The following is a 12,033-nucleotide window of genomic DNA, read 5'->3' as shown; positions in this document are numbered from 1 at the left end:
TCTTTTTTGGATGTATGGAGCGTTTATTTTATTAATTCTCTTTTTTCTTAATCAAAGTTAAAAATGGAAATATATGATATTATAGGTTTAGGTATTTAGTAATACAGGAGGGGTTTGATGACTAGTGATTTAGAAAGATCCAAAGTGATTCAAATCTTTGAGTATTTATTGGCAGTAAAAAACTTAAACGAAAAAATCATCCGGAATATTAATGAATACGAAAGAGTTTGGTGGATTAACGAACTTCCTCATTTTGAAGGTTGTTATTTAAATGGAAGTGGAGAAAATATTGACGCATGGCTCGAAGTTCACAAACAGGATATTCCATCAGCCCCTGCTTTACCTCAAGGATTAAGCAAATGGATAAGAAAGTGGGATAATCCTGCTAAAGAGCCTGAAAAAGTCCTACAGATTTTAAAAGGGTATGACAAAGAGAAGAGTGAAGAAGTCCTTGAAAAATTTGAAGATGATGAAGAAAGAGTAAATACATACAACGAATGGTATGAGAACAAATGGAAACCTTGGGCAAATGAAGCTTTGCCAAAATTTCAGATACAAAAATTGTATATGGAATTGTTTGAACTTCATCAGCGTTTGCAAAGAGAAGGTGATGATTTAGAAATTGGGTGTGGGCATGGACTACTTGTTTGGAAAATAAACGATGAATTGGTTTATAGACATTTATTGGTCACTAAAATGGAATTACAATTCAATGCTAAAAAAGGCGTTTTCTATCTTATTCCAACTAGTAAAGGGACTCAATTAGAAACGGATATGCTCACAAATATTAACATTCCGAATGCTTCAAGACTGCAGGAAATGGAGTCAGAAATTAGTGATTTAGATTTGTCGCCATGGGATGAGGAATTAATTGAGCCTGTTTTCCGCGAAATTGCCCATACAATCAGTCCGAAAGGATCATACAAAAAAGGATTAACTCCGGAAAAAATGCAAGAAAAGCCACACAATCCTGTTGTTTTTTATATGCCGGCTTTCTTCCTAAGAAAAATTGGAGGGAGATTGTGGCAGAAGGAGTTATCCACGGCAATCGAAAAAATAAAGAATGGTTATCCCGTTCCTGAGACGATTACGACTCTTACTTCGACATCTGAAGAGAAAAAAGAGCAAAGACATGAAAGTTTCAATAACAGTGAATGGAAAAGTGTTGGGGAGGATTTGTTATTTCCATTACCCGCTAATAATGAACAAAAATTAATTGCAAGAAAACTTGCATTAAATGAAGGTGTAGTTGTTCAAGGTCCACCAGGAACAGGTAAAAGCCATACGATCGCAAATCTCATTTGCCATCTCCTTGCGCATGGAAAACGGGTTCTTGTAACGAGTGAAAAGGAAAGAGCACTCCAAGTATTGAGAGACAAAATTCCTGAAGAGATACGTTCATTATGCGTCAGTGTATTAGGAGGAGACTCCAGATCAGTAAAAGAAATTGAGGATTCAATAAAAAGTATTGCCGAAAACTTAGATACAAAACAAATTGAGGTTTTAAATAAAAATATTGAAAGATTAAAGGAAGAGTTGCACCAAACAAAACGAAACATTGCCAAAATTAATACCATGATAAACAAAGCAGCGGAAATCGAAAACGAAAAGAAAAATATAAATGGTGTAGAATTTACACCTCTTGAAGCAGCAAGATGGCTAAAAGAAAACGAAGATTACAGCTGGCTGCCTGATAATATAGATCCATCGATTCCGTATCCTTTAACAACTACAGAAACCATGCAATTTTTCCAACTGCTTGGCGAAATCCAAACGGAAGATCGCATTTCGTTATCACAACATCGTGTGAAAACAGAAGAACTAGTTGATCCCGTAACATTTGAAAAACATGTTCAAGCTATTCAATCGATAGAAAGTAAAATGGTTGAAACAGAGAAATACCTAGAAGGATGGAATGTTACCAATGAATTAACGTTTCATTTAGATGACATTCTTCACTTAACGAAAACAACTTTAAATCATTTAGAAGAAATTAGTAAAGAAAAGTGGCTGGAAATCATATTAAAAGAGATCATTACCCAACCTGACAAAAAGCAGTTTTGGGAAGAGTTTGCGAGCGAATGTAAAGAAAGAATAAACAATGTTAACCGATTAACAAATGATTTAATTGAAGATGAAATCGTCATTCCTTCTAATGCCAATCACTCTCTCCTGAAAGAAGATTTACATTTTATTCAGGAGAGAATGAAAAATAACAAAAGTATAGGATGGTTTTTCCAAAAAATTACTGGCAGAAAGTATGCTTACATTTTTGAACAATGCAAAATAAATGGACTGCCTGTTCGTAATTCAGACGATGTAACAAAGCTTTTAAAATATCTCGAACGAGAAGACTTGATTAAAAAGTTAGTATTGAAATGGAATCGGATAATGGACGAAAACGATGGACCAAAGATAAGTGCTGATCAAAAAAGGCTTACATCTGAAGTTGGTGAGCTATTGAATCAGCTGGAAATGCTTTTAAATTGGGATAAAAATGTGGTAGAGAAGTTTAATGAAGTTCTAAAAGAAATAAAAATTAACGAAGAACCAAAGTGGAATAGCATTGATTGGTTCACAAAACTACAAAACGGATTTTCTGCTTTAAATGATAAAATTTGCTGGGAAAAGGAACACGAGTTTTTCGATAAGATTTTAACATTTTTACAAAAACAACAATCCATATTCAATGTACATGGATCTGTCGAAAAACTGTATGAGGCATGCAAAACAAGAGATGTTCAATTGTGGAAAGAAGTCTATAACGAGCTGTTACGTTTAGAGGCATTAGAAGAACCATACAAACAATTTAACTTCTTAAAGAAAAAATTAGAGGAAGCAGCTCCTCACTGGTGTGAGTCGCTCTTATCACTAGGAGGAAAAGGAGAACCATTATTCCCACCTGATGATATAGATAAGGCATGGATGTGGAGTCAAGTCAATACATGGTTAAAAGAAATTCATTCTAAACCGAAAATGGAGGATTTAGAACAAGAACTTCAGCGGGAGAAGGAAAAAGAGTCAAGATTAATTAAGGAACTTGTAGCTGAATCAACTTGGAAATCACAAATTGAACGAACGACAAAAGAGCAAAAAAGAAGCTTTTTTGCATGGTTAAAGGCGATTCAACGAATCGGAAAAGGAACTGGGAAGTATGTAAATGTTTATCGCAAAGAAGCAAGTAAAGAAATGAAAGTTGCAAAGGGCGCCATTCCAGTTTGGATTATGCCGATCCAAAGAGTCATCGAAAACATTGAATTAACAGATGATCTTTTTGATGTTGTTATTGTGGATGAAAGCAGTCAGAGTAATTTATTTTCTTTAAGTGTGTTATTACGAGGAAAGAAAGCAGTAATTGTAGGTGATGATAATCAAATTAGCCCTGAAAGTGTTGGAACTGATATCAGCGAGGTTCATGACTTAATCGAAAGATATCTTTACAATATTCCGAACAAATTACAATTTGAAATGAAAACGAGTCTATACGATACGGCAAGTCGGGTATTTGACAGCAAGATTATTTTGAAAGAGCACTTCCGTTGTGTGCCTGAAATCATCCAGTTCAGTAATGATTTAATGTATGGCGGCATGATTGATCCTTTAAGACTGCCTTTAAGAAGTGAATTACTTGAGCCGCCTGTAAAAGCAATACGAGTAGAGGACGGCTATCGTAGGGAAGATACTCGAAAAGTCATCAATGAACCGGAAGCAGAGGCAATTGTGAACCATATTGCTGAATGCTGTCAGGATGAAAAGTACAAAGGTAAAACTATTGGGGTTATTTCTCTCCAGGGACATGATCAAGCGAAGTTAATTGAAAATCTCCTTCGTGAAAAAATTGGCGAAGAAGAAATGATCAATCGAAAAATTATTTGCGGTGACTCATACTCCTTCCAAGGTGATGAACGCGATGTTATTTTCCTATCCATGGTTGTTGCTCCGAATATGAGGATTGGACCAATGACAAAACGTTCAGATTATCAGCGATTTAATGTTGCTGCAAGCCGTGCAAGAGATCAAATGTTTTTATATCACTCTGTTGACTTAAAACATTTAAATCCCGCATGTGTAAGATATAGACTATTGCAATATTGCCTTGAGCCCCATCGGGTACAATTGGAGGTAAATAAGGAAAAAGAAATATTTGATTCAAAATTTGAAGAAGATGTGTATCGTATGATTGCTGCAAGAGGTTACCGCGTAATACCTCAAGTGAAAGTCGGATCAGTTGGAAAAAGAATTGATCTCGTTGTAGAAGGAATGAGAAGCCGCTTGGCAGTTGAATGTGACGGGGACCAATGGCATGGACTTGATAAATGGGAAGACGATATTGAACGTCAACGAGTATTAGAACGTGTAGGCTGGACCTTCTGGCGGGTAAGAGGAAGCCAATTCTATTTAGATCCTGAAAAAGCTATGTCTTCGTTATGGGAGAAATTAGACGAAATGGGGATTTATCCAATAGCTTCAAAGGAAAATGCGAATATTCATATTCTGAATTAAACAGCTTAGATAATCTCTAAGCTGTTTTTATTTTCTATTGGCTGTTTAATTATCGGTGGAACGAAACAACTAAGGAATATCGGTTATGTTTATTTCACACCGCTAGACAAACTTAAGTACGACGCCGATCTGGTTCAAGTAGCCATGTCAAGCAAGGGATTTATTCTTCTCACTTCGAATACCGGGGAGGTTGATATTTATAGGAGATTTGTAAAAGATTTTGAAGCCACTTTGGAATTTTGGCTTGATACTCAATCAATCGCTCCATCTCATTTATTTAATCGTCGCGACTCCCTTGGGGGAGTGTTTTATCAAGTCTGTTCTCCATTTATTCACAGGGCTGGTGTGGATCCTGATAGTGTACTGGATTTTTAGGGAGATGTGATTGAGGATTCCGGTAAAAAAGCCGACTATATTGTGGTTGGTGATTGTGATCATCTAAATGGGATTATTGCTCCGTATGATGAGGAGAATACGAAATATATTTCAAAATCGAAAAGCTGGACGACTCTAAAAACCTGTTTGATTTCTGGCGCGAGCATGCCAACACTGATCAATACTCTAATAAACAAGTAGAGTATCAAAAATTTGTTACATCACAATAACTATAATCCTTATTTGAGAGAAGGTATTAGCAGAGTCAATTACACATTTTAATTTCTAAACAATTAATAACAAGGTTTGTCATGCTCTTTAACCAACAATAAGAAACAGATGAGCGATTGTATTTTCTTTTGGTTTAATTAATGCATTTTAGGAAGTAAGTCGTTCCAACAATCACGTATCTCCCTCGTACACCGAAATTCATAAGACTTTTGTAACAAAATCATTCTCAATTAAAAAATATATGTGTTAAAATAATACTTGGGATAAATTAACTTTTTAACCATTGGTTATTTATCGAAAAAAATGTTTTTATTTTTATAGCTTCTAATTTTGCTACATTCATTTGAGAAATACTCTTATCAAATGATAGAAGATAATTTTGGAAAGGGGAGAAAAAGAAATGAAAGCTTCAAAATACCTTTCTATTGTTCAAAAAAACCCTCGATATAGAGTTAATTATAATCCTATTTACGCAATTCTCGAGGGACTATATGTACAAAAAAGCTCCGAAGAACTTCAACATAAGTATTTGATCAATGAGATTATTAATGAAGAACTCACAAAGGATTTTAAAATAGGCGGTCATCCTGACTATGATTACCTATTGAATGAAATAAAAGAAGAGAAAGACTTTTATAATGAAAATAATCAAGTAGCTAATGTAAAGCTTTGTTCATTGTTTATTGACTTACGCAACTTCACAAAACGTGCATTATTTGTGCAAGATCCAGGTATTGAAACTATTCAAGAAATAGCAAAATTGAAGCAAAAAGCTATTTCGACTTGGATAAAGTTAGCTCGGTATTATCAAGGGCATATACATTCGATTACTGGTGACGGACTAATGGTTTTAATTGGTGGTAAGAAGCCTGAAGATGAGGATGAATGGACAATCGGTGCACGTGCGTTTCTTATAGCCTTAAGAGTTCTAGAAAGTGCTGACTTTTTAAATGATGAGTTAAAACAAACCTTAATAGAGAAAGGTAAAGAATCATATGCTACAAATTCACATAACCTGCTCAATATAAAAGTCGGAATTGAATATTCACCAGAAACATTAATGAATCCTCAAGGTGTCATCGTCAACATTAATGGTGAAAAAAAACCGGTGGGTGAGGTGAAAGCTACTGCTTTCGAAATCGATTTTTCGGCAAAACTGCTTGGTTATTATAATGATGCAGAAAAGAAATTAGACGGCTCACCTAAGTATGGTCGTATATTACTCTTTGGTGAAAAATATAAAGAACTAATGGATTTTAATGATGAAATTGATGTTGTTTATCTTAGTGAATATTCTAGGCAAATGTTTGATACAACACAAACTCGAAAGTTATATTATATGGATTGCAAGGAATTAAAATATAATATCATAACCCTTGAGGACGTTGCGAAGAAATGCAATGTTTATAATGCATCGGAAACAGCCAAAAATGTGAGCATAAATATCGCAAGGGAGGAGAAAATCCAACATGGATAACAATATCAATGGAGTAAAAGCCGAGCTGGAAAAACTCGGCTTTTCTTTCGTTGACGAAACGACTGCTTATGGTCGGGTACCAGAAAGAGGAGATATCAATGGCTATTACATCCACGTAACAATTGAATTGAATAATTTTCCTCTTAGTCAACCTTCAATTACACTTGTTAAAATCAACGGTAAAGACGATTTATATAGACGGATACCTATTAATTGGCGACACTTGGATGAAATAATTAATATAAATCCTAAGTTGTCTGTTTTTAAAATCTGTTGCCTACATAATTGGAGTGCCAAGCGAGAATATAATGGTAAGTATATTTATGAAAGGATTTATGACTGGTTGAATTCAAATGTTACTAGTCAGTGGAATCCTGAAGAAGATCTCCCGAGTTTCAGAGTTCTTCCCCAATATACAAATTCAAGATTGTATTTATCTGATTATTTTATAGCTAAATTGCGAGAAAATAAGCCCAAAATTCTCTATCAATGCAATGTATACCATGAGCCATATAAATTTAAGTCAGGAGCAAAAGCTTCGTTACAAAAACAAGGAGAAAAATATGAATTAACTGATATCGATTTTGAAAAGAATTTTTATCATTATATTCCTGACATGCCTCAAGAACAAAAGTTTGAAATAATTAAAAAGCTTCGGTTGGGGGATAAATGTGCAAAATCACATTTTTTTGTCTTAAGACTACCGCGTCATTCGCGTTTTAAGACTTTTTATCAACTTTTAACAATAATAAGAGATAATATTAATATCAAAAACCTTTCTCAAGAGATGAAAAACATCCCTTTTATTGTTATGTATACAGGTGATAAGGGAAAAGATGAAGTGGTATCTTTTATTACAAATCGGGGTTACGTAGATGGTAAATCAGATTATCTAGTACAGCCACTAGCAATTGAAAGTTTTTCTAATCGTCCAATAGGAGTTGACCTAACTGTAGGATTACTAGGAGTTGGTTCATTAGGGAGCGAGGTCGCCAGTTTATTAGTTAAAAAAGATACAAGAAAAATATTATTATCTGATTTTGACTTTTTAAGGGCAGATAATATTGGTCGTCATGTACTAGGTGCTCGTTATTTAGGAAACAAAAAATCAATTGCACTAGCGAATGAGCTAAAAATAAATTTTTTTAAGTTCAACGCTTTAACGGCAGTAACAGACGAAGAAGCTGCTGAAAAAGCTGATATTCTTGTTGTAACTGTGGGGAATAATCAATCTTTTGATCAACTTGCTTTTAATAAACTTTGGCATTATAAGAAGCCTGTTATTTGGGCATGGACGTCACCAAATAATATTTTACAGGAAATTGTAATTACTACTCCTTCAAGTGGTTGCTTAAATTGTTACTATGAAAAAATAAAAACAGATCCTGTTCTTAAACAAATTCAACAAAACGCAAAAGATGAAATCAAAAAATATCCTTCTGAGGAAGTAGATGTTTGTGGCAATCCTCATACTATTTCTCAAATGGAGCGCATGGTTTTTCTGGCGACGCAAATTGTATCAATTCTTTCCTATTACAGCAAACATGGAAAGTTTAAATTTGATTATGTTAATTATTACTGGGGAATGGATGATATAATACCTACTCCTCATTTTGGGTATCTCGAGGCTCATCCATCCTGTTTTTGTCAAGGGGGATAAAATGAAAAGAAAAATTATTTTAAACGGTAGGGTGTTAGATAAAATTGCAGAGTTAACAAGAAAGTACAATGAAGTTGAAAATGGAGGTTTGATATACGGTCGAATGAATCCTAAATGGGTACATATTTTCGATGTATCAGATGCTGGAAAACATGCTAAACGCTCAAGAAGTGGTGTTATATTTGACACTGAATATTTAATTCAATATACGAATCAAAAATTAAAAGAAGATTTATTTGTGATTGGAACATGGCATTCTCATCCAACTGGATATAGTTTATATCCTTCTTCTATAGATAAAAATACGATGCAAAAGATCAATAAACGTTTTGATCCATTACATTACCCAGTATTTATGATTACTAAATGGGAAAGTAATAAACTATACTTTAACCTTTATGAAATTAACGAAGATAACAGGATCAGCGAAATCTTGCTATATGAAATAGTTGAATAGGAGGGAAGGCGATTTGATTGAAGAAAAAGACCGTTTTAAGCATAAGCTAGATTTTCTTTTCAAAGCGATTGATGATGCACAAAACACTATCCGTTTTGCTGATACAAAAGCAGGGGCTGTTATTGCGTTTTGGTCATTAGTAATTACTGCGTTGATTCGAACAAAGGAATCTTGGTATTCTTGGCTTATTAGTATTAATACTTGGATTGATAAAATAGTAGTTTATATAATTTTAATTTTAATGATTTATTTTTGTGTACAAAGTGTATGGCTTGCATATTTGACCATAGTACCTAAAAGTAATCCTGATGCGCATATTGATAAAGATGGGGTAGATGTACAAGGACTTTTTTATTTACACGCAATGAAGCCAACATTGAAAGGAAAGTATTTGTACCATAATTATTCAGATTTAAAACTTGCTATAACAACAAAAGAATATCTCTGCAAGTTAGATGGTTTGAGTGATGCAGATATACATAAGGAGTTAGCTTTTGAATTACAAAAAGTTTCTTTTATTCGTAACCTAAAAATTCACAGAGTCAATATTGCAATCACAGCAGTGATAAGATTTTTGATTACATTATTCATTTTGTTTGTATATTGGTTCGGTCACCAATTTATTCAATTTAAAGGAGATAATGAGTTATTTCATCTAGAGGTAAACGGTAAGTTATTTATTGTTCTGTATATTGCTCACAAAATAGGAGACTACTTATTCCAAACAGACAAACAGGCAAGGTTAAAATCTGAAGAATGGGGTCCGTTACTTAAACACTGCTTGGTGTATACCTTAATTGTGATAGGTGTTGCTTATTTATATACTGGGTTATTTAATTGGACTGCAGTAATGATTATTTTCTTTACTCATGTATTTTTAGATAAAAGGAGCTTTTTGTTATGGTGGGGAAAGTATGTTAAACGAGTCAAAGAATCCGATATTCCTCATATGCAATCAGCTATGCTCGAGCTTGACCAAGCATTTCACTACATTGTTCTATTTATTGTTAGTTTGATATATTGAAAAAGAAAAGCTATGTTATTGTGGGCAAGAGAACAAGTTTATAATCAAGAAAAATTAACTTTAAAAAGATATCCCTCTGCTATCTCTTTTCTGATATAAACTAAACGGTGTGGAAATTTGAAAAAGATGTCTACCGTATGACAGTGGGAAACCAATTGTTCTCATTACTGTAGAAGGAATGAGAAGTCGACTTGCAATTGAATGTGATGTGGATCAATGGCACGGACCCGATAAATGGGAGGATGACATTGAACGACAACGAGTATTAGAACGTTTAGGCTAGACCTTCTGACGGGTAAAGAGGAAGCCAATTCTATTTAGATCCTGAAAAAGCTATGTCTTGATTATGGGAGAAATTAGAAGAAATGGAGATTTATTCGCTATCTCACGGAAAAAATGAAGATGTTCATATTTTGGGTTAAACAGACAGCTTAGAGAATTTCTAAGCTGTTTTTTTATTGTATTTCATAAACACCCGAGTTCGACAGTTTGAAGCTCATTTGAGGCAAGCACAATTTAGAAAAAGTCTTGTATATCAAGGGATTTAAGGTCGTTACACTAGGAAAATACGTTGATTTTCATAGGCACACACTTCGTAAATTAGTCCTTTTAATATCGGTGTTTATGAGTTTATAATGACATATAAATCAGCGCGCGAAACTCACTTTAAAGCATCGCCAAACCTTTGTGGTTGCAGGCGTTGGATCTGCTTCCAAGAATCCTACATATCCAGCATCACTCATAGATACACGTGTGAAGCATGCCTAATCGCTCATCAACCCTTTGTATCAAGGGCTTGTGAGTAATTTGTTTGCCTAATAAGTGTCGAACTCGGGTAACACTTACAATTAAAAAAGAGTATAAATTTATTTTAGTGTATTGTTCTTACGATATTGATTCGATAGGAAGCTTCTCAATTTTCTCATTTTTGTCTTTTCTTAACATAATTCTTAAACACATTCTGAATTTGGGATCAACAAAAATATAGGCGTTTCCATGATTAGCCTTTTTAATTGGTGCTTCTTGACTCTTTGCAATATATGAAAGTATCTGACTGGCATTAATTTGTACATCTGATGTAGAGGAAGGGAACTCCCTTCTTACTATTTGCTCAATTTCGGAAACCTTAAATTCATCCTTATCTAAACTCCCTATAGCAAACAGGACTTGGTCCCTTCTTTTTATTGTAGTTTCATTTGCATTCATCAATTTTTCTATCTTGACATAGGTGCTATATAAATTACTTGACAAGTAAAATTGATCCGCTCTTGTTAAACATTTATCCTCGATTTTCCAATCATTATCTTCATAAGCATAACATAATTGAAGGCAATACTCATGTAAACGTTGAGGGATTCCAAAAGTTACCCAGTAAACGTGATCAGCTATTTTTTTTACATCTTCTTCATTAATATTTAATTCTAATTCTTTTATAAAACCTAATTTAATAAATTCTTCAACTTGGTTCCTATCTAGCTTTGACACTTCAGGTATCTCAGTTATTCTATTAGCAATAGAATTTCCATTCCGTGTTTTTGAAAAGTATTCCTTAATTTCAGTTGGTACTCCTACAATAATAAACTTAACTTCGTATTGAGCATATCTCTCATCATCTAATAGAATAATCAAGTCCCCCAATTCTTCCATCAAGTTGGAATTTTCGAAAATTCGTTCTAAATTATCAAAAATTAAACAACAGATTTTTTTCCCTGCTTTTTTTCGAAGTATTTTAAAACATTCTTCAACTAAGTCCTTTTGTAACACTGCAAATTTTTTTGTGTGTTCTATTTGTCCCCCAACTACTCCAGCACTTCCCTTAGCTTTCATAGTCTCACTAAACTCTATATTTTGAGGAGGCAAATCACTACCAATAATACTAATAATAGCCTTCGCAATACTGCCTAAACGATTTGCTTCTGCTAAATTAATTACTACGTAAAATACATCAAGATCCTTAAGAACTTTTTTATAAAGCCATGTTTTTCCTGTCCCACTATCTCCTTTAACTATGATGTGATATGTACCTTCTAAAGCACGTTTCAGGTGCTTTTCTAGTCTTTCTCTTGATATATACATTCTCTCATTTACATCTTTTGCCTTTGGTGTAAATATCTCATTTGGTTTTTTGGTTTTACTTTTCCTTGAAAACAAAATATAGTCCCTCCATTCTCTAGTAAAGTAGTAAATTATAGATAAGAATATTATACCATTTTTTATAAAATCTTTATAAAATCTAAAAATTAGATTCTTTATTCTGACTATCTAACTTCTTAAAGTTATAGGATATCGAAATTCCTTTTGGATGA

General features: G+C 33.7%; 7 protein-coding genes. 6 read left to right on the top strand and 1 reads right to left on the bottom strand.

Annotated elements, in window-relative coordinates; genetic code table 11:
* The first annotated feature begins 117 nt into the window (after positions 1–117).
* The 6 genes from GCA01S_RS17895 to GCA01S_RS21400 all read left to right on the top strand — a co-directional run bounded on the left by GCA01S_RS17895 (position 118) and on the right by GCA01S_RS21400 (position 10,010).
* Positions 118–4,503 carry an AAA domain-containing protein gene (locus tag GCA01S_RS17895; RefSeq protein WP_042412087.1) on the top strand — a complete coding sequence of 1,462 codons (4,386 nt, stop codon included), beginning with the start codon at positions 118–120 and terminating at the stop codon, positions 4,501–4,503.
* 1,006 nt (positions 4,504–5,509) lie between these two features.
* Entirely contained in the window at positions 5,510–6,586 is a 1,077-nt protein-coding gene (locus tag GCA01S_RS17885; RefSeq protein WP_042412083.1) for a hypothetical protein, read from the top strand.
* Positions 6,579–8,246: a ThiF family adenylyltransferase gene (locus GCA01S_RS17880; protein WP_042412080.1), complete on the top strand. Its 1,668-nt coding sequence runs from the start codon at positions 6,579–6,581 to the stop codon at positions 8,244–8,246. The genes GCA01S_RS17885 and GCA01S_RS17880 overlap by 8 nt, the downstream gene beginning before the upstream one ends.
* A 1-nt stretch (position 8,247) precedes the next feature.
* The gene (locus GCA01S_RS17875; RefSeq protein WP_042412078.1) at positions 8,248–8,703 is read left to right on the top strand and encodes a Mov34/MPN/PAD-1 family protein; all 456 of its coding nucleotides are present in this window, start codon (positions 8,248–8,250) and stop codon (positions 8,701–8,703) included.
* A gap of 13 nt (positions 8,704–8,716) precedes the next feature.
* Entirely contained in the window at positions 8,717–9,727 is a 1,011-nt protein-coding gene (locus GCA01S_RS19955; RefSeq protein WP_052510068.1) for a DUF3307 domain-containing protein, read from the top strand.
* Positions 9,728–9,905: 178 nt separating this feature from the next.
* Entirely contained in the window at positions 9,906–10,010 is a 105-nt protein-coding gene (locus GCA01S_RS21400; protein WP_162163135.1) for a hypothetical protein, read from the top strand.
* Between the two features lie 602 nt (positions 10,011–10,612).
* Here GCA01S_RS21400 and GCA01S_RS17865 read toward each other — a convergent pair.
* Positions 10,613–11,878 carry an AAA family ATPase gene (locus GCA01S_RS17865; protein ID WP_042412075.1) on the bottom strand — a complete coding sequence of 422 codons (1,266 nt, stop codon included), beginning with the start codon at positions 11,876–11,878 and terminating at the stop codon, positions 10,613–10,615.
* Between the last annotated feature and the right edge of the window lie 155 nt (positions 11,879–12,033).

Origin of the sequence: Parageobacillus caldoxylosilyticus NBRC 107762 (assembly GCF_000632715.1) — a bacterium.
In the GTDB taxonomy this organism is placed as follows: Bacteria; Bacillota; Bacilli; order Bacillales; family Anoxybacillaceae; genus Saccharococcus; species Saccharococcus caldoxylosilyticus.
Note: the sequence above shows the minus strand (reverse complement) of the source record. Positions and strands in the feature narration are given on the sequence as shown.

Coding starts and splice junctions, on each gene's coding strand:
- GCA01S_RS17895 (WP_042412087.1), top strand. CDS start 118: ATGACTAGTGATTTAGAAAGATCCAAAGTGATTCAAATCTTTGAGTAT.
- GCA01S_RS17885 (WP_042412083.1), top strand. CDS start 5,510: ATGAAAGCTTCAAAATACCTTTCTATTGTTCAAAAAAACCCTCGATAT.
- GCA01S_RS17880 (WP_042412080.1), top strand. CDS start 6,579: ATGGATAACAATATCAATGGAGTAAAAGCCGAGCTGGAAAAACTCGGC.
- GCA01S_RS17875 (WP_042412078.1), top strand. CDS start 8,248: ATGAAAAGAAAAATTATTTTAAACGGTAGGGTGTTAGATAAAATTGCA.
- GCA01S_RS21400 (WP_162163135.1), top strand. CDS start 9,906: ATGAGAAGTCGACTTGCAATTGAATGTGATGTGGATCAATGGCACGGA.